Source organism: Chthoniobacterales bacterium (assembly GCA_035274845.1).
Taxonomy (GTDB): domain Bacteria; phylum Verrucomicrobiota; class Verrucomicrobiia; order Chthoniobacterales; family UBA10450; genus AV80.
This window is the reverse complement of sequence record DATENU010000021.1, coordinates 1-19,934: the sequence shown is the minus strand read 5'-3', so window position 1 is coordinate 19,934 and position 19,934 is coordinate 1. Positions and strand designations below refer to the sequence as shown.

General features: G+C 60.9%; 10 protein-coding genes. 8 read left to right on the top strand and 2 right to left on the bottom strand.

Annotated elements, in window-relative coordinates; genetic code table 11:
- Positions 1–13 precede the first annotated feature (13 nt).
- The 4 genes from VJU77_15270 to VJU77_15255 are packed head-to-tail and all read left to right on the top strand — an operon-like array spanning position 14 to position 3,674.
- The gene (locus VJU77_15270; GenBank protein HKP04712.1) at positions 14–976 is read left to right on the top strand and encodes a pyridoxal-phosphate dependent enzyme; all 963 of its coding nucleotides are present in this window, start codon (positions 14–16) and stop codon (positions 974–976) included.
- Positions 973–1,359: a hypothetical protein gene (locus VJU77_15265; GenBank protein ID HKP04711.1), complete on the top strand. Its 387-nt coding sequence runs from the start codon at positions 973–975 to the stop codon at positions 1,357–1,359. The genes VJU77_15270 and VJU77_15265 overlap by 4 nt, the downstream gene beginning before the upstream one ends.
- A 26-nt stretch (positions 1,360–1,385) precedes the next feature.
- Complete coding sequence (locus tag VJU77_15260; protein HKP04710.1) at positions 1,386–2,771, top strand: MATE family efflux transporter; 1,386 nt, start codon at positions 1,386–1,388, stop codon at positions 2,769–2,771.
- 6 nt (positions 2,772–2,777) lie between these two features.
- Positions 2,778–3,674: an alpha/beta hydrolase gene (locus VJU77_15255; GenBank protein ID HKP04709.1), complete on the top strand. Its 897-nt coding sequence runs from the start codon at positions 2,778–2,780 to the stop codon at positions 3,672–3,674.
- 146 nt (positions 3,675–3,820) lie between these two features.
- On the opposite strand, the gene VJU77_15250 is transcribed toward VJU77_15255, so the two are convergent.
- Positions 3,821–6,055, bottom strand: a complete 2,235-nt coding sequence (locus tag VJU77_15250) for a M3 family metallopeptidase (protein ID HKP04708.1) — start codon at positions 6,053–6,055, stop codon at positions 3,821–3,823.
- A gap of 209 nt (positions 6,056–6,264) precedes the next feature.
- Here VJU77_15250 and VJU77_15245 point away from each other — a divergent pair, with 209 nt between their 5' ends.
- Positions 6,265–7,872, top strand: coding sequence for an ATP-binding protein (locus tag VJU77_15245; GenBank protein HKP04707.1), 1,608 nt, complete (start codon positions 6,265–6,267; stop codon positions 7,870–7,872).
- Positions 7,873–7,895: 23 nt separating this feature from the next.
- Here the strand turns inward: VJU77_15245 and VJU77_15240 are convergent, their stop codons facing one another.
- Positions 7,896–8,291 (bottom strand): carboxypeptidase-like regulatory domain-containing protein, encoded by a 396-nt coding sequence (locus VJU77_15240; protein HKP04706.1) that lies wholly within the window; start codon positions 8,289–8,291, stop codon positions 7,896–7,898.
- A 131-nt stretch (positions 8,292–8,422) separates the two neighbouring features.
- Here VJU77_15240 and VJU77_15235 point away from each other — a divergent pair, with 131 nt between their 5' ends.
- The 3 genes from VJU77_15235 to VJU77_15225 form a co-directional block, all read left to right on the top strand.
- Positions 8,423–10,927: a hypothetical protein gene (locus tag VJU77_15235; protein HKP04705.1), complete on the top strand. Its 2,505-nt coding sequence runs from the start codon at positions 8,423–8,425 to the stop codon at positions 10,925–10,927.
- 211 nt (positions 10,928–11,138) lie between these two features.
- Complete coding sequence (locus tag VJU77_15230; GenBank protein HKP04704.1) at positions 11,139–14,513, top strand: hypothetical protein; 3,375 nt, start codon at positions 11,139–11,141, stop codon at positions 14,511–14,513.
- A gap of 282 nt (positions 14,514–14,795) precedes the next feature.
- The coding region (locus VJU77_15225) for a choice-of-anchor Q domain-containing protein (protein HKP04703.1) at positions 14,796–19,934 on the top strand (5,139 nt) is incomplete at its 3' end.

Below are 19,934 nucleotides of genomic sequence, written 5' to 3'. Positions count from 1 at the left end.
GATAAGCTGAGAAATGGACGCTGTGCGGCGCATCGAGCTTTCCGAAATCCAGGAAGCACGGAAACGAATTGCTGGAACCATTGTTCGGACGCCGCTGGTAAAGCTCGAGCTGGGGCCGGGCTTCCCCGATATCCGGCTGAAGCTCGAAAACCTCCAGCCCATCAACGCCTACAAATTGCGCGGCGCGGCAAACGCGGTGGCGATGCTCTCGGACGAAGAACGCAAACGCGGCGTCTGGACCATCAGCGCGGGTAACGCCGGCCAGGGCGTGGCTTACGCAGCGAGAAAAGCGGGCGTCCCGAGCACTGTTGTCGCCATCGAGACCGCGCCGAAAGCGAAGCTCGAGCGGATGCGCGCGCTCGGAGCAAAATTGATCACGGTGCCGTACGAAGTGGCCTGGCGCGCGCTCGACGACCGTGCTTATCCCGGCGCGGAAGGGACGTTCGTGCATCCCTTCGACGACGATAATTTCATCGCGGGCCACGCCACGATGGGCCTGGAGATTCTTGAGGACGAACCAGAAACCGCGGCGGTGATCGGCGGCATCGGCGGCGGCGGGCTCATCACCGGCGTGGCGAGCGCGATCAAAGCGTTGAACCCGGAGGTGAAAGTGTTCGGCGCGGAACCGGAGACGGCGGCGCCGGCCGCGTTGTCGTTCGAAAAAGGTTCGCCGCAGGTTTTCAAAGGATGGCAATCGTCGTTCGTCGACGGCGCCGGCGGGCAGAGCATGTTTCCGCGGATGTGGGACAGAATGAAGCCGCTGGTGGACGGCTACATTGTGGTCACCCTCGATGAAACAAAAGCAGCCATGCGGATGATGGCGGAGAAAGCACGGGTGATCGCCGAAGGCGCCGGCGCGTTGCCGCTGGCCGCCGCCCTGACTGGAAAGGCTGGGAACGGCCCGATCGTCGCGATTGTTTCCGGCGGCAACATCGATTTGCAGAAGTTCTTCGAACTAATCGGAACAACCATATGAAAAGAACCATCGTGTTATTGATCGCAGTTCTGTTACTCGCGCTCGGTCTCACCGGGGTGCTCTGGCCGGCGGGTTTGACGGGCCTGGCGAGATGGACCTTCTCGCCCCAGGGCCTTTACACCGGCGCGGGAGTCCGGGTGCTGATTGGCGCGCTGCTCATTGTCGCCGCCGGCGCGACCGCCATGCCGAAAACGGTGCGAGTGATCGGCGCCATCATTTTCGTCGCGGGAACATTGACCGCGTTGCTTAGTGTCGAAACCGCCCAGCGCATGGCGGCCTGGTTTTTCGACAATGGGGAAGATCGCCTCCGGATGGTCGCGTGCCTGCCGCTGGCGGTCGGACTTTTTCTCGGCGGCATAACCTTCTTTCGAAAAAAACCGTAACGCCCAGTTTTACCCGGATAAGCACGATGAAAGACATGACCCAGGGTTCGGTGACGCGTCACCTGCTGCACATGGCCTCCTTCATGGCGGTGAGCATGGTGGTCCAGACCCTGTATCTCCTGGCCGATCTTTACTGGGTCGGCCGCCTCGGCAAGGAAGCGATCGCGGCCGTCGGGCTTTCCGGCAACCTGATGATGTTCGTCGTCGCGCTGACCCAGATGCTGGGCGTGGGAACGACCACGGTCATTTCGCACGCGGCCGGCCGCAAGGACCAGGCGCATGCGGAGTTGTGCTTTAACCAATCCTTCGTGCTCTCCGCGACGGCAGCGCTGATCTTTGGGCTTTGCTCATTTTTCCTGCGCCATCAATACAGCGTCGCGATGAGCGCCGATGCCCTGACGGCGAGCCTGGCGGAAAGCTATCTCTCGTGGTTCATCCCTTCGTTGATGCTGCAATTCTCGCTGGTCGCGTTAGGCTCCGCCCTCCGGGCCACGGGCATCATCAAGCCGGCCGTGGGATTGCAGGTGTTGAGCGTGATTCTCAACATGATCCTGGCGCCGCTCTTTATTTTCGGCGTCGGGCCGTTTCCGAAAATGGGCGTCGCGGGAGCTGCCTTCGCGACGTTTGTGTCCATCCTGATCGCGGTCGTTCTGATGGTCGTCTATTTCGAACGCAGCTTTCGTTATCTGCGTTTTCGCGTTTCGCAGTGGCGTCCGCAGATGAAGATCTGGTGGTCGATGCTGCGGATTGGGATTCCGGCGGGAGCCGAGTTTGCCTTGATGGCGGTCTACATCGTTGTCGTTTACGCCATCATCCGCCCGTTCGGCGCCGCCGCGCAGGCCGGCTTCGGAGTCGGCGCCCGCGTCATGCAATCCATGTTCCTGCCGGTGATCGCAGTCGCGTTCTCGGTCGCGCCCGTCGTCGGGCAAAACTTCGGCGGCCGCCGGGCCGATCGGGTGAAGCAGACGTTTTATTCGGCGGCGTGGATCACCACCGCCATCATGATTTTGCTGACAATTTTTGCCCAGATCGAAGCCGGCGTTTTCATTCGCGCGTTCACCAAAGACCCGGATGTGATCGCAGTCGGCGCCGAATATTTGCAGCTCATCTCCCTTAACTTCGTCGCGATGGGACTGATCTTCACTTCATCGAGCGTGTTCCAGGGCATTGGCAATACCTGGCCGCCGCTGATCGCTTCCGCCACGCGCTTATTGCTTTTCATTCTGCCGGCCGTGCTGCTCTCGCGGCTTCCCGACTTCCACATTAAACAAGTCTGGTATCTGTCGGTTGGGTCGGTTCTCTTCCAGGCGGCCGTGAATCTCCTGCTTCTCCGCCGCGAGTTTCAAAAGAAACTGGTCTTTCCCGCCGAGGAAAATATCGGGGCGGTGACCGGGTCAGCGAGCGCTGCCTGAGGAGCAATGAGCCTGCAAAGCCGGCTCGGCTGCTGGTGGATCCGGCTGACGATGAAACGGAAGCCGCCCGGCGAAGCGGCCCTGGTCGATTTTACCCGGCGGCGGTTCAATCCGCCCGGTTGGATTGTCTCGATGCACTCGTTAGGCATGAAGATCGAGCGCGTTGACTCGCCGGTGAAAGGCGAATGGATCTCCGACCCGAAGGCCGCGGCAAGCAATCGGATCATCTACTATCTTCATGGCGGCGGATATATCTCGGGGTCGGCGAAAACCGGGCGGCCGTTGACCGCTCCGCTGGCCAGACAAATGGGCGTCCGCATTTTCACAATCGATTACCGGCTCGCCCCGGAACATCGTTTCCCAGCCGGGCTCGAGGATGTCGTGGCCGGTTATCGCTGGCTTCTGGAAACCGGGATCGAGCCCCGAAATATTTCCGTAATGGGCGATTCCGCCGGCGGCGGCCTGACCCTGGCCCTGGCCATGAAGCTGCGGGATTCGCGGATGCCGTTGCCTGCGGGTCTCGTTTGTCTTTCGCCCTGGACGGACATGACTGGGAACAGCGCGTCCATCAAAGCGAACGCGGAGCGCGACCCGATGTTTGTCGCGGAAGACTGCCTTCGTTATTCGAGCGCGTATCTGGGCGAACATTCGCGCCTCGATCCCCTCGCCTCGCCGTTGCTCGGCGATGTCACGGGCTTGCCGCCGATGCTGCTCCAGGTAGGACGCGACGAAGTCCTGCTCGATGATGCGCGCTCGCTGGACGAAAAAGTGCGCGCGAGCGGCGGCTCGAGTCAGCTCCACGTTTATGACGCCGTTCCCCACGGCTGGCATTTTGGCGCGCCGTTCGTGCCCGAGACCAACGAAGCGTTGCGAGAGATCGCGGAGTTTATTAGACGGCACTAAGCGCTGAACGCGCTTGGGGAAGAACGTTTCTGTAGCGGCGGTCTCTGACCGTCGAACATTTAACGCGAATCCTGCTGTAGCGTCGGTCTCTGACCGTCGAGCATCTAACGCGAATCCCTCGGCGGTCCGAGACCGCCGCTACAGTTTTACTTCGGCGGCACTGGCGGCGCGGGAACTTCGGCGGGCGCGGTCTTCGTTAGGCCACGGCGTTTCAGGAGCGGGGCCACGTCGGGAGCGGCGCCGGTGAAGTTCTTGAACAACACCATGGCGTCGTTGCTGCCGCCGCGGGAGAGCAGCGTCTCACGGAAATGATCGCCATTTTCGCGCTTCAAACCGCCGTGCGCTTTCATCCAGTCGACGCTCTGGGCATCAAGCACTTCGCTCCAGAGATACGAGTAATACCCCGCTGAATAGCCGCCGGCGAAAGCGTGCGAGAAATAGGTCGAACGATAGCGCGGCGGGACCGGCGGATAATCGACGCCGGCCTTCTTCAGCGCTTCGGCTTCAAAAGCGAGCGTGTCCTTCGGCACCTGGTCTGGGCTGAGCTGATGCCAGGCCTGATCGAGGAGCGAGGCGGCGAGGTATTCCGTCGTCTTGAATCCCTGGTTGAATTGCTCCGCGGCCATCACCTTGTCGAGCAGCTCCTGCGGCATTGGCTCGCCGGTCTTATAATGCTTCGCGTAGTTCTTCAAAATCTCCGGCCAGGTCGCCCACATTTCATTCACCTGCGAAGGATACTCCACGAAATCGCGCGGGACACTCGTGCCGCTGAAACGCGGATACTTCACATTCGAGAACATCCCGTGCAGGGCGTGACCGAATTCGTGAAATGCGGTCCGGGTTTCGTCGTAGGTCAGCAGGGTCGGCTCGCCCGCGGGCGGCTTCGGAATATTGAGGTGGTTGGCCACGACCGGTTTCGTCCCGAGCAATCCATTTTGCCCGACGTATTGATTCATCCAGGCGCCGCCCCGCTTGGAAGGACGCGCATAGTAATCCCCGATGAAGAGCGCGAGCGGTTTCCCATCCTTGTCGCTCACTTCCCAGATCCGGACTTCAGGCAGGTAGGCCGGGAGATCTTTCCGTTCCTTGAACGTGATGCCGTAGAGTTTCGTCGCGGCGTAAAATACTCCATCGACCAGGACGTGGTTCAGTTCGTAATAAGGCTTGAGCTGCGATTCATCGAACGCGTAACGCGCTTTGCGCACTTTCTCGGAATAAAAATCCCAGTCGCAGGCGCTTAGTTGAAAACCGCCTTTTTCCTGGTCGATGATCTCCTGCATGTCGGCGGCTTCCTTCTTCGCGTTGGCGACTGCGGCCGGCGCGAGATCGGAGAGAAGTTTATTGACCGTGCCAACATCTTTCGCCGTCTGGTCCTCGAGTTGATAGGCAGCGTGATTCGCGTAGCCGAGCAGGGTGGCGCGTTCGGCCCGTAACTTCGCCGTGCGGCTGACTACTTCCTTGTTGTCGAACTCGCCGCCGTGGCTGTTCCGCGCCAGCGAGGTCTGCATGATCTTTTCCCGCAGGGCGCGATTCTGGAGCGCAGCCAGGGAAGGCTGGCCAGTCGTGTTCAGCAAACGAATCACCCATTTACCTTCCTTGCCTTCATCCTTGGCCGCGGAAGCCGCCGCCGCGATCTGGTTGTCGGACAATCCGGCGAGATCTTCCTTTTTATCGATCACGATCGAGGAGGCGTTCTTTTCCTTGAGAACGTTCTGTTCGAAATCGGTCGAGAGCTTGGCCAGCTCGGCGTTGATCGCTTTCAGACGCGTCTTTTGTTCCTCGTTCAACTTCGCGCCGGCGCGGACGAAATCCTTGTAGTAGCGCTCGAGCAGCCATTTTGATTCCGCGTCAAGGTTGCTCGATTCGCGGGCGTTGAAGAGCGTCTCGATCCGGGCGAAGAGCGCGCTGTTGAGATGAATGGCGTCCGCGTGGGCGGAAAACTTCGGCGCCATTTCCTTGTCGAGCTTCTGCAGGTTCGGATTGGTATTGCAGGCGTTCAGGTTCGAGAAAACGCGCCGGGCCCGGGCGTAGAGCAGGCCCGATTTTTCCAGCGAAACCACGGTGTTCTCGAAGGTCGGCTTGTCGGTTTGCCTCGCGATCGCTTCAGCGTCCTTCAGCTCCTCCGCCATCCCCTGTTCGAGGGCCGGTTGGAAATGCTCGTCCTTGATTTTGTCGAACGGCGGGAGCTGGAACGGGAGGGTGCTTTCGGTAAGGAGCGGGTTGGCGGTCACGTCGTTTTTTTTCTGTGCTGGATCTGGCGAGGACGATGGCGAAGGGTTGGCCGCGCGACAAGGGGTGATGAAGGCGACGCCCAGAACGAGCCCGGCGATGGCGGTGAAGCGGACGAGACCCGAAGCGAATGATGAAGTGTTTTGATGCATAGGATAGACGGCGATTGAAGTGAATCGCCTCGGGGCCGCGAAGCGAAGTGTTCCACTAAAGCAATCGCAGCGCTCGGTGCAAGCGGCCTCGTTTGGCCTTCCGGGGGTTCAACGCCGATGTATCCGGCCCTGGCCACGGCTATGGAACGCCGCTTGCTAAACAAAAGGCGGACAAAATCATTCCACACGTAAACGGCTTCTCCATCTGAATGACTTCATTAGGCCCCCTCCCCGAATCCGATTCTACCGGCACCCAGGATCTGGCACCCGGAGACGCGATTTTCCGCGAATTGTTCGAAGGCGCCCCCATTGGGATGGCGTTGCTCGCGCTCGATGAGCGCTTTCTGCGGGTCAACGCCTCTTTCTGCAACATGGTTGGCTATTCCAAGGAGGAGCTGGCGCAGCGCACGGCCGAGGACATTACCTTTGTCGACGACATCGAGACGGGCCGACAGCTGGCCCAAACCCTGTTGGGTGGAATGACTCGCTCCACCGGCGATAAGCGATACGTCCACAAAAACGGCGAAATCCTCTGGGTTAGCCGCACCGCCAGCATCGTTCGCGACGAAAAAGGCGAGCCGCAGCATTTTCTGTTGATGGTCGAAGACATCTCCGAGCGAAAAGCGACGGAAGCCGCTTTGCGTCAGGCGAAAGAAGAAGCCGACCGGGCCAACCACGCCAAGAGCGAATTCCTTTCCCGGATGAGTCATGAGCTGCGGACTCCGCTCAATTCGATCCTTGGTTTCAGCCAATTGCTCGACCGGCAATCGTCCAGCGAAATCCAGCGAAGCCGCGTTCGCTACATCCTGAGCGCGGGCCGGCATCTCCTGAACCTGATCAATGAAGTCCTCGACATCAGCCGGATCGAAGCGGGCAATTTGCAGTTGTCGCTGGAGCCGGTCTGCGTGGAGGAAGCGATCGCGGAAGCCGTCGATCTCATGCGCCCGCTGGCCGCGGAACGGGCCATTGGCCTCATCGCCTCGTCTTCGCTGGAAACCTCCACCTATGTCCTGGCCGATCGCCAACGGCTCAAACAAGTGCTGCTGAATTTGCTCTCCAACGCCGTCAAATACACAGCGGTGCAAGGCAGCGTCACTCTGTCCTTCACGGAATCCGGTCGGAATTCGATTCGGGTCCAGGTCCGGGATACAGGCGCCGGCATTCCGGTGGAAAAATTAGCGCGGCTTTTTACGCCGTTCGATCGCCTCGGCGCGGAGCAATCCACCGTCGAAGGCACTGGCCTTGGCCTCGCCCTTTGTCAGCGTCTCGTCCAGGCAATGCATGGCTGCATCGGCGTGAACAGCACGCTGGGCAACGGCAGCACTTTCTGGCTGGAACTTCCCCAGGCTGAATCTCCTTTCCAGAAACTTGCCGCCCAGAAAATCGCGGTGGCCGCCGAAGACCCTGCTCCTGATGCGGGGCGGCGCGTTCTCTATATTGAAGACAATTTCTCGAACGTCACGCTCGTCGAGCAAATGCTCGCGGAACGTCCGAACATCGAACTGATCACCGCCATGCAAGGCCGGGTCGGTCTCGAGCTGGCGCGTAAACATTCACCCGACCTGGTGCTGCTCGACCTTCATTTGCCCGACCTGCCCGGTTGGCAGGTGCTTGGCCAGTTGAAAGCCGATCCGGTCACGCGGGACATTCCCGTCATTGTCATCAGCGCCGATGCGACCGCTCCGCAGATCAAACGTCTCCTCTCTTCCGGCGCCCGTGCTTATCTCACCAAGCCCCTGGACATCGCGGAATTTTACCGCGTGATCGAGGAAGCGCTTTACCGCGCGGCCTCCGGAAACGAAGCGGCCGCGGCCTGATTTTGGTGCGGGACGTCCCGGCGTCAGCGCATACCGGAGTCGCAGGTCCAGTTCACCTTCGTCATCTGGCCCTCGACAACGTCGACCTCGAATGGACCATAGTGCCCGATTTTCCGGGCGGGCGAGTTCACGGAGACGGTGTAATGGCCGGGCGGCAGTGAAACGCGAAAGGCGCCTTTCTCGTCTGTGGTGAAGGAGGCGATCGTCGCGTCTGCCTTCTGCACGATGAAAGTGGTGTGCGCGAGCGGAGCGGAGTCGGAACCGCCTTCTCTGGTCGGGCCGGGACGCGCAGGAGAGATAACGATGACGCCTTCGAGGCCGCTGCGTGCCGCCGGCGAAGGCGTCGGTTCCGCGAGCGCGACAGAGCAAAAAATGCCCAACCCGACGACGCTCGCCGCGAAGCAATTAATCTTGTTCATCGGCGAATCTAACATTTCCCCGTTATCACGAAATATCCTCGACACCAATCCGCGGTCTCAATAAAAATGCCATCCGGCCCGCACGTCGCGGCAAATTCGCTCGCAACCCCATCCTTCCCCAAGCGCACACCATGAAACGAATCTACCGATCGTTGTCGAACCGGAAGTGGTTCCTTTTTCTGAGCGCGGTTCCGCTCGTATTTCTAATCGCTGGGGTCGGGATAGCCAACACCGCGGCTGAATCGCGGGAAGCAGTCACAGCGACTTTGACTCCGAGCGGCGCACCCTCACAGAACATTAATCTCTCGACCAGAATGCGGGTCCAGACCGGTGATAACGTCGGCATCGGCGGCTTCATTATCACGGGAGGCAACAAGCATGTTATCCTTCGGGCGATCGGCCCCTCCCTGACCCAGTTCGGCCTCACGGACGTGCTGGCGGATCCCATCCTCGAGCTGCATGGGCCGAGCGGATTTACGACGGTTATCAATGACAACTGGAGAGATACCCAGAATCCCCCCTTTGTGCTGCGGCCCACCAACGACCTCGAATCACTCATCGAGGCAAATCTGGTGCCGGGAAGCTATACCGCAATCATCCGGGGCAAGAACAACGGCACGGGCGTCGGCCTCGTTGAAGTCTATGACATCAGTCAGGGAATTATCTCGAAGCTGGGGAACATCAGCACGCGCGCCTTTGTTAGCACCGGCAACAATATTGTGATCGCCGGATTCACGCTCGGCAACAGCGGTGGCGATGGGGATATTATCGTCCGTGGGCTGGGACCAAGCTTGAGCCCATTTGGCTTGTCTCCCGTGCTGGCTGATCCAACCCTTGAGGTTCGCAACGCCAATGGAGCGCTGCTGATTTCGGATAACGATTGGCAGGATAACGCGGCCCAGGCAGCGGAGATAAGTGCAGCTGGATTGGCGCCGAGCAACGCGAAAGAGGCGGCCATCGCCGTGTCGCTGCCGCCGGACGCCTACACCGCGTTGCTGGCAGGATTCGGGAACACGACTGGAATCGGCATCATCGAAGTGTATGACCGCAACGCGGCGCCCGCGCCGACGCCAACTCCGACCGCGACACCGACACCGACGCCGGGGGGTTCGGCTACACCAACTCCCGCTCCCACCTCGACTCCTGTTCCCACAGCTACCGCGACTGCGACAGCCACCGCAATGGCAACGGCAACGGCGACCCCAATGCCCACCGCCACAGCCACTGCCACCCCTGTTCCCACGGCGACGCCCGTTCCTACCCCGACTCCTCCTCCCACACCTACACCGGATCCGGGCCTACAATGCACCCAGAATTTCGATGGAGTTACCGCCCCGGCGCTGCCGCCGGGCTGGACAGCGAGTAATCAAGGCGATCCGCCGGATAACGGGATCAAGTGGATAACCACGGCGAGCGTGCCGGACACGGCGCCTAATGATGCCTTTGTCGACGACCAGAACGGAGTGAGCGACAAATATCTGATCTCGACCAGCATCGTGGTGGGCTCCGCCGGTCCGCAGCTGACTTTCCGCAACAGCTTCAACACGGAGATGAGCAGCGGGGTGTTCTGGGATGGAGGAGTGCTGGAGGTGTCCTCGCCTAATATCAATGGGGGCGCCTTCACCGACATCATCGATCCCGCGGTTGGGGGGAGCTTTGCCTCCGGAGGTTACACTGGAGAGATTGACGTCACGGCGAGCAACCCGCTGGCGGGACGGTTGGCCTGGAGCGGCAATTCGGCTGGATACATCACCACGGTGGCAAACCTGGGACAGAACATGAATGGACAAACCATCAAGCTGCGCTGGCGGATGGGGTCGGATATTTTCGTGGCGGCGCCGGGATGGCGCATCGACACGCTCGTCGTCATCGGCGCGTCCTGTTCCACGGTCTCACCCACGCCTACGCCTGCTCCGACGGCCACGCCCTCGGTCACACCGACTCCTGTTCCGACTGCCACGCCCTCGGTTACACCGACGCCTGTTCCCACAGCCACGCCGACACCGACTCCTGTTGCCACGCCTACGCCCACACCGGATCCGGGCGTGCAATGCACCCAGAATTTCGATGGAGTGACGGCGCCGGCGCTGCCGCCGGGCTGGACAGCGAGCAATCAAGGCGCTCCGCCGGATAACGGGGTCAAGTGGAAGACCGTGGCAACGGTTCCCGACACGGCGCCTAACGACGCCTTTGTCGACGACCAGAACGGAGTGAGTGACAAGTATCTGATCTCGCGCAGCATCGTGGTGAGCTCAGCCAGTGCGCAGCTGACTTTCCGCAACAACTTCAACACAGAGATGAGCAGCGGGGTGTTCTGGGATGGAGGAGTGCTGGAGGTGTCCTCGCCTAATATCAATGGGGGCGCCTTCACCGACATCACCGATCCCGCGGTTGGGGGAAGCTTTGCCTCCGGAGGTTATACTGGAGAGATTGACACCACCGCGAGCAACCCGCTGGCGGGACGGTTGGCCTGGAGCGGCAATTCGGCTGGATACATCACCACGGTGGCAAACCTGGGACCGAACGTGAACGGACAAACCATCACGCTGCGCTGGCGGATGGGGACGGATCTGTTCACGGCGGCGCCGGGATGGCGTGTCGACACACTCGTCTTCACCAGTGCGACATGTCCGTAGGACGAGAACCGACTAGCTCCGCGTCCCAACCTTCGCGCTTCGAGGCAAGTCTTGCAGCGTCGCGGGAGCTGCCGGCCCGTTTCTTGACAAAGCCGTCAAAAAAATTTCATACCGGCATCATTCCCGCTCCGGTGGTCTGTCTCCCGCATTCCAAATCAATGGGCAAATATCCTAGACACTTTTCCAGATTCGATTAAGGAGATCGCTTTCCATGCTGCGCTTTAGGTTCGCCCTCGCTTTCGCTTTCGTTTCCATCTCGGTAATTTTCTTCGCCTGGAGCCTGGCGCCACAAGCGGGCGCGGCGAGCAAGGACGACAATCGAGTCGTCGGGGCGGCCAGGACGGTCGCCCTCCCGAAAATCATGCCGGCGTCGTTCGATGGAGACGTCCGCAATCTGCCTCCGGTTAAGATAAATTTTGCGCAACGGGAGATTGATTTTGAGGAGGAGCTAAAATACCCGGAGACGCCAGTCGGAGTTCCGAACAAAGCCGAGGCCAAGCCGCCTCTCGGCCCGATTCTCATGGCGCCGATGCCTGCGCCGATCCAAAACTTTTTCGGCTTGTCGAGATTGGACAGCGTCACCGGCGGGACCGCCGGGGCCGGGTTTCCGCCGGATACGAACGGCGACGTCGGGCCGAACCATTACATCCAATCGGTCAACGACGCTTACGCCATCTACGACAAAGCCACCGGCGCCCGTTTGGCGGCGTTCACCGAGAATTCACTTTTCTCGGGAGGCCCCACCGGGACCCTCTGCGACACCAATTCATTCGGTGATCCCGTCGTAATTTACGACGAGATCGCGGACCGCTGGATCCTGACCAACTTCGCTTTTGTCGCCAACGGGGCCACCGGGCTCTGGAATCCCCCTCTGTATCAATGCTTCGCGGCATCGAAAACCTCCAACCCGGTTACCGGCGGTTGGTGGCTTTATGCGGTGCAGATGGACACGGGAGTAGTTCCCGCCAACACGCTGCCGGACTACGGCAAGTTTGGGAGCTGGAACGACGGCTGTTTATATATGGGAGCCAACGGCTTCAGCGGGGCCACCGGCACCTACGTCGGCAATATCTTTGCCTCGTTCAACAAGAATAATATGTACAATGGGCAAGCCCTCACTTCCTCCGTGGGCTTCACTGCGAACGGGCCATTCTCTTTGTTTCCGGCCGATTTATTGGGGAAACAGCCCGGCCAGTTACCGGCGGCGGGGACCCCGGCCTATTTCGTTACGAATTCCTCGACCACCGCTTTTTCAGTCAGAAAGTTTACCCCGGGCGCGAACTGTGGGGGCGGCGGGTCGATGAGCGCGGGCACTACGGTCACCCATGCCTCGGGTCCGACCCCTGGCACTAACATAGTCACGCAACCAAACGACGCGGGCTCGGCTCACAATCTCGACAGCCTGGGCGATCGCATTATGCAAAAGGTGCAGTATCGCAAGGTCGGCGCCGCGGAATCACTTTGGGTGGTCCACACCGTCCGGCCGACCGGCGCTCCCACCGCGCCGCAATGGGCCCAGATCAACGTAACCGGCGGGACGATCGTCACGACTCCGGTTCAGCAAGGAATCCACGCGCCGGACGCGACTTTGTTTCGCTGGATGGGTGGCCTCGCCGTGGACAAGGACGGCAACATGGCCATGGGCTACAGCACATCGAACGCGACTGCCCCGAATTTTCCGAGCATTGCCTACGCCGGAAGACTGGTGGGCGATCCGCTCAATACCCTGCCGCAGACCGAGACACAGCTGGTGGCCGGCGGCGGCTCGCAGCTCTTCAATTGTGGCGGCGCCGCCTGCCATCGCTGGGGCGATTATTCTTCGCTCAGCGTGGATCCTTCCGATGATTGCACCTTCTGGTTCACGTCGCAGTACTACGATACCCAGGCGCAAGCCGATGCGGCCAATTGGCGAACGCGAATAGGCTCATTCAAGTTCCCAACTTGTATCGCGGGTGGAACCCCGACTCCCACGCCTACGCCAACTCCGACGGCAACACCGACCGCTACTCCAACAGCCACTCCAACCGCGACACCGACCCCGACGGCAACCGCGACCCCGACGCCGGCAACTCCCACCCCGACGCCGACCGCGACTCCCACTGCGACACCAACGGCAACTCCCGCCCCGACGCCGACCGCCACTCCGACTGCGACGCCAACCGCGACTCCCACTGCGACACCAACGGCAACCCCCACCCCGACGCCGACCGCCACTCCAACTGCGACGCCAACCGCAACACCCACCCCGACGCCGACCGCCACTCCAACTGCGACACCAACCGCAACGCCAACCCCGACGCCGACCGCCACTCCGACTGCGACGCCAACCGCAACGCCCACCCCGACGCCAACCGCTACTCCAACCGCAACACCAGCAACGCCGACGCCGACCGCCACTCCCACGCCGACGCCAACGCCGGCGACACCGACTCCAACACCGGCAACACCGACGCCGACTCCGGCTACCCCGACTCCGACACCAGCTACGCCAACTCCAACTCCGGCTACACCAACTCCGACTCCGGCAACACCGACGCCGACGCCAGCGACACCGACTCCGACACCAGCTACGCCAACTCCGACACCCGCAACACCGACGCCGACCCCGGCTACCCCGACTCCGACACCAGCTACGCCAACTCCGACACCGACTACACCAACTCCAACACCGGCAACACCGACCCCGACACCGGCACCGCTTACACCGACGCCGACACCAAATCCCACCGCGACTTCAACGCCGACCCCGAATCCGACCGCTTCACCAACCGCGACGCCGTCACCGACGGCGATACCGGTTCAGCCCCTTAACATCTCAACCCGGCTTCGGGTGGAGACCGGCGACCTGGTCATGATTGGCGGGTTCATCATCCACGGAAATACAGGGAAGCCCGTTATCCTGCGGGGAATGGGACCGTCTCTGGCGAACGCCGGCATTCCTCCCGGCACGGTGCTCAATGATCCCGTTTTGGAATTGCGCGGGGCTGACGGGTCGTTGATCACGTCTAACGACAATTGGAAAGACAGCCCGCAACGAGGCCAGATCGAGGGCAGCGTCTTCCAACCGGGTGACGATCGCGAGGCCGTGATCGTGGCGACCCTCCCCCCGGGCGCCTACACGGCCATCCTCGTCGGGAAGGGCCAGACTACCGGCGTGGGCCTGGTGGAAATTTACGACAATAACCAGGCCGCAGATTCTCAACTGTCCAATATCAGCACTCGCGGTTTCGTCCAGACCGGCAACAACGTGATGATCGGCGGGTTTATTTTGGGCGGGAACCCGAACAACACGCGAGTGGTCTTGCGAGGCATTGGTCCCTCGCTCGCTCAATTCGGGCTCAGTCCCGTCTTGGCCGATCCCACCCTGGAATTGCACGATAGTAATGGGACAACTCTCGTCGCGAACGACGATTGGCTGAGCGATCCGGTTTCCGCCGCGCAACTGACCGCTGCCGGCCTCGGTCTCTCAGATCCGAAAGAGTCGGGCATCTTCACCTCGCTGCCGCCAGGCGCTTTCACTGCGATCCTGGCCGGAAAGAACGGCAACATCGGCATCGGCCTGGTCGAATTGTACGACCTCAGGTAAGGACGTCGCGCGGCCGCGGCGGTGAATGCCTTCTCGCGCTGAGCGCCCGAGAGTGCGCCGATTTGGTCTCGTCGCGCGTGCCTCGCGCGTGAGCCGGCCATCGAACGTCAGGATTTTCCGCCAAAAGATTTGTAAAAAAATTTTTACGCCAACGAAAAATTAATCTTGCCGCATTTGTGTCCGATCTCTAAAACGGACAAACGCTGCCAAAGGTGAGGTCGATGGCATCAGGCCAGGAATCTCTCCTTGGAGCCAATCACGCAATCTACATCGAGGAAAATAATGAAAAAGAAACCCGCCTCTAAATCAGCCTTTTTTACTCTTCGCGTCTTGTTCGGCTTTGGTGTTTTTTCCACAGCCCTTTTCCTGGCGTTGTTCGCGCTTGCGCGGCCCGACAGCCCGGTCAAGAGCGTGACCAAACCGGAGCTTCAGGTCGCCCAATCCAGCCAAGCGATTGAGGCCATGGAGTCCGCGATCTCCCCAGAAGAGGCGGCGATGCTGAATCAAGCCGCTCTGGAGGCGGCGGCGCAGCCTCCGCAGCCGAGAGTGCCTGGCGCGACGTTCGTGGTGAATACCACAAACGACACCGTGGACGTGAACCCCGGCGATGGAACGTGCGCCGATTCGAGCGCCCAATGTTCGTTTCGCGCCGCCCTCATGGAAGCAAACGCCCTGGCGGGGGACGACATCATCACCTTGGGCGCTGTGCCGTATACGCAGACCCTGGTGGCGGCGAACGAAGACGCTAACGCCGGCGGCGACTGGGACATCGCGAGCAATATCACGATCAACGGCGTGTCTGCTGCCACGACGATTTTGCAGGCCAATGTTGCTGCGGGGGCCGCGACCGAACGCGTCCTCAATATCCGTTCCGGCACGGTTATCATCAATAATTGCACTATTCGGAACGGGAGATTTACCGGCGTCATGGCTGCAAATACGCGTGGCGCGGGTATTGAAAACCTCGGCACCCTTACCCTGAACAATTGTATCGTTCGGGATAACCAGCTGAATTCCACGTCTGGCAACTCGATTGGCGCCGGTATTCATAATGCCGGTCCTGCCCTGACCCTGACCAACACGACCGTCACGGCTAACTCCAATGTCCGGGTGAGCGGCGGCAGTGTGTTCGGCGGCGGTATTGACTCAATCGTGGCCGCGACCCTCACTTTCACCAACAGCAGCATTAACGGGAACAGCGCCACCAGCCAGGCAGGCGGGTTTGGTTTTGGCGCCGGTCTTTACCTGGAAAATGTTTTCAACGTCGTTGCCAATAACACCGCCTTTGACAGCAATATCGGCTCGGGCACGAGTGGCAGTAATGGAAACGGCGTCCGTGCCTTATCGGCGGTCGGGGCGGCTACCTTTAGCGCGACAAACTGCACCTTTAATACCAATTCGGGCAATGTCGCGGGCGGCGGCGCCCATCAAGGACAGGGGATTCAATTCTTCACCGTCACTACCGTCGCGGCCACTCTGACGGCTACCCTCGACACCGTTACCATGAACGGCAACGTGGGAAATAGCGTTGGCTCCGGAATTAATGCCACAGCGAATGGCGGGCAGTTAACCGTGAATATTCTGAACAGCACGATCTCCAACAATACAGGAGCGACTAATGGCGGCGGCATTGCTCTCTCGAACACCCTCTCGACCCTGACTTCGCCAATTACGCTCAATGTGACCAACAGCACGCTCAGCGGTAACGCTGCTACGGGCAACGGTGGCGGTCTTTTTGTCGAACAGCCCACGGCCGGGGTGATTGCCGCGAACCTTAATTTCGTCACGGTTGATAACAATACTGCGACCACAGCCGGCGGCGGTCTTTTCCGCTCCACGGCGGGCACTATCAACATCAAGAACACGATCGTGGCCGATAACACGGCCGGCGCGGGTCCCGATATTTCCGGCACCATCACTTCGCAGAATTACAATCACATCGAGAATCCAACCGGCGGCACCTTCGTCCCGATGGCCAATGACGTTATCGCGGGCGATCCCGCTCTCGGGGCGTTGGCCAACAACGGCGGCCCGACTCTTACCCATCTTCCCGGGGGAGGAAGCCTTGTTCTAAATACAATCCCAAATGGAACGAACGACTGCGGCTCGCCGATCAACCGGGATCAACGCGGAGCAGCGTTTGTGCGTCCCGTGGCGGCTGCTTGCGAAAAAGGTTCCGTGGAAGTTCAAGGAGGCGCGACACCGACGCCAACCGCGACAGCTACGGCGACGGCAACGGCGACGGGAACACCTGGACCGTCTGCGTCGCCGACGGCGACCGCCACACCTTGTTCCGGCGGTCTTACTACCTTTACGAACGCGACGCCCATCGTAATTAATGACGCCTCCACGGCTACGCCTTATCCATCGAGCGTCACGGTTGCAGGCCTGGGCACGATCCCGGCGACAGCGGGAAGTGTGCAGGTAACGATCAATGGCTTTAGCCACACCTTCCCCGATGACGTGGGAATCGTGCTGGTCGGACCTACCGGCGCGGCGCTCCTCATTCAGGACGGGGCCGGAGACGATCCGGACATGGTGAATGTGACCTACACCTTGAGCGATACGGGCGCGACCAACCTACCGGGCACGACCGCGTGGGGACCGGGAACGTATCTACCGACCTCCTATTTCACGGGAGACAGCTTCCCTGCGCCTGGACCTGGAACGGCCTACAACACGCCGGGACCGGTAGCCGGAGGGACCGCGACCTTCGCCTCGACCTTCGCGGGGACCAATCCCAACGGGACGTGGAACCTGTATGTGGTGGACTTTGTGGGTGGCGACTCAGGGACCATCGCAGGTGGATGGACTTTGTCGCTGGCAGGACCGTGCGTGACACCGAGCCCAACTGCTACGGGAACGCCTGGACCGTCGACGACGCCAACAGCGACCGCGACCGCAACTCCTACCGGCACACCGGGAGGTAGTTGCACGGTCATGGGAAGTCTCGCCTCCGGTGATCAAACTGAGGCTGCGCGACTCTTCCGCGCTGATCCTCCGAGCACCTGTGCGGCGCCACATGCATTCCCAGGACCCAGTGGAACCGGTCCATTCTTTTTTGACACGATCCCGTTCGTGAACACGACTGCGTCAGCTCAATGCGTAACGATAACTGTCGATACGGCTTGTCAGGGAACTCCTTTCATTCACGCGTCGGCTTATCTGAACAGCTTTGATCCGAACAGCCTCGGCACGAATTATCTGGCCGATATTGGCGCCAGCCAGGACGCGACGACAAACCCGAAGAGCTTCTCCTTTACCCTGCCCGCTGGCCAGACGGTGGTGGTTGTGGTTAACGCAGTCACGGCCGGTGCCGCCGGGGCTTGCCCAGGCTACACCGTGACAGCCTCAGGAATACCGTGTGGTGGTGGAAGCCCGACACCGACTGCGACCGGAACACCTGGACCATCCGTCACGCCGACCGCTACACCGACTCCGACACCTGGATGCACGCCGTTCAGCTTCGCGGGGACCGGGGTGGGAGCGATTCCGGATGGAGGCAGTGGAACGCCGCCCGTCTTCACGACACCGCTGGTGATCAGCTTCGCGGTTTCGGGCCGGACTGCTCCGCTGACCGCGGTCGCAGTGGACCTGACTCTGACCCACAGCTTCGTGGGTGACCTGGACATGATCCTGACTTCGCCCGGAGGCACATCGAGCCTGGTGACAGTGAGCCGGATCGGAGTAACCAGCGCGGGCTCGTTTGGCGACAGCTCCAACTACGCCGGGTTGTATAACTTCACCGATGCCGCGGCTGGAATGAATATCTGGACAGTGGGGACAGCGGCAGCGTGCGGAGACACCTGCGCAATAACGGTGGGAGATTACCGGACGACGCAGGCCGGAGCCACCGGGCAGACTAATCCGCCACCGGTGACCTCGCTCAACACGACGTTTGGCGGGCTGACCACAGCGCAGATCAACGGAACGTGGACGCTGACGATTCGCGACGGCGCCGCCGTTGATACAGGAAGTGTGACCGCGGCGAACCTGAAATTGAGTCAGGCTTGCCCGACACCGACTCCAACGGCCACACCGGTAATGACGGCAACGCCGACGGCGACGGCGACGGTACCGCCACCGACTCCGACTGCGACAGCGACCGGAACGGGCACCCCTGGGCCATCCCCAACGACAACACCTGTGCCGTCCGCAACCGCCACACCGACTCCGAGCGGCGCAGCCTCACAGGCCGTCAATCTCTCGACGAGAATGCTGGTCCAGACTGGCGATAGCGTCGGCATTGGTGGGTTTATCATAACCGGAAGCGGGGCCAAGCATGTGCTGCTCCGGGCCCTTGGGCCATCGCTGACACGGTTCGGCATTCCGAATGCGATGGCGAATCCAACTCTGGAATTGCACGGACCAAGTGGCTTCACCACGGTGATCAACGACAACTGGAGAGATACCCAGGAGGCTGCGATTGCGGCTACGGGCCTTCCGCCAACTGACGACCTCGAGTCGGCCATTGACGCCACCCTGATGCCGGGAAGCTACACCGGGATTGTGCGGGGCAAGAACAACACCACGGGAGTGGCGCTCTTCGAAGTCTACGACATCAGTCAGGGAACTAGCGCGAAGCTGGCCAATATCAGCACGCGCGCCTTTGTTAGCACGGGTGGCAATATCGTCATCGCGGGCTTCATGCTGGGAAGCAACAACGGCGATGGAAATGTCATCATCCGCGGTCTGGGACCAAGCCTGGCAGCCTTTGGAGTTAATCCGGCGCTGGCCAACCCAACCCTCGAACTGCGCGATGCCAATGGAGCGCTGCTGATCTCAAACAACGATTGGCAGGATAACGCGGCGCAAGCGGCGCTGATCACCGCGGCCGGATTGGCCCCGACCAATACGAAGGAGTCAGCGATCGCCGCGACCTTGCCGCCGGATGCCTACACAGCGTTGCTGGCCGGACTGGGTAACACCACTGGGATCGGCATGGTTGAAGTGTATGACCGCAACGCGGCGCCTGGGCCGACACCCGGTCCGACACCGACTCCTGGCCCGACCACACCGACACCAACTCCTGGCCCGACCACACCGACACCGACTCCTGGCCCGACCACACCGACACCAACTCCAGTGCCCACGGCTACGCCGACCCCGGCGCCTCCGTGCGTGGAGAGCTTCGATGGCGTGACGGCACCGGCTCTGCCGGCAGGCTGGACAGCGACCAATCAGGGTGATCCGCCGGATAACGGGGTGAAGTGGATCACGGTGACCAGCGTCTCGGACACGCCGCCGAACAACGCCTTTGTCGACGACCAGAACGGGGTGACGGACAAGTATCTTGTGTCGCGCAACATCATCGTGAGCTCGGCCAGTGCGCAGTTGACCTTCCGCAACAACTTCAACACGGAATTCAGCAGCGGGACGTATTGGGATGGAGGGGTGTTGGAAGTATCCTCGCCCAACATC

Bases quoted from the DNA above. Each gene is read 5' to 3' on its own strand.
- VJU77_15270 (HKP04712.1), top strand. From the start codon at position 14: ATGGACGCTGTGCGGCGCATCGAGCTTTCCGAAATCCAGGAAGCACGG.
- VJU77_15265 (HKP04711.1), top strand. From the start codon at position 973: ATGAAAAGAACCATCGTGTTATTGATCGCAGTTCTGTTACTCGCGCTC.
- VJU77_15260 (HKP04710.1), top strand. From the start codon at position 1,386: ATGAAAGACATGACCCAGGGTTCGGTGACGCGTCACCTGCTGCACATG.
- VJU77_15255 (HKP04709.1), top strand. From the start codon at position 2,778: ATGAGCCTGCAAAGCCGGCTCGGCTGCTGGTGGATCCGGCTGACGATG.
- VJU77_15250 (HKP04708.1), bottom strand. From the start codon at position 6,055: ATGCATCAAAACACTTCATCATTCGCTTCGGGTCTCGTCCGCTTCACC.
- VJU77_15245 (HKP04707.1), top strand. From the start codon at position 6,265: ATGACTTCATTAGGCCCCCTCCCCGAATCCGATTCTACCGGCACCCAG.
- VJU77_15240 (HKP04706.1), bottom strand. From the start codon at position 8,291: ATGAACAAGATTAATTGCTTCGCGGCGAGCGTCGTCGGGTTGGGCATT.
- VJU77_15235 (HKP04705.1), top strand. From the start codon at position 8,423: ATGAAACGAATCTACCGATCGTTGTCGAACCGGAAGTGGTTCCTTTTT.
- VJU77_15230 (HKP04704.1), top strand. From the start codon at position 11,139: ATGCTGCGCTTTAGGTTCGCCCTCGCTTTCGCTTTCGTTTCCATCTCG.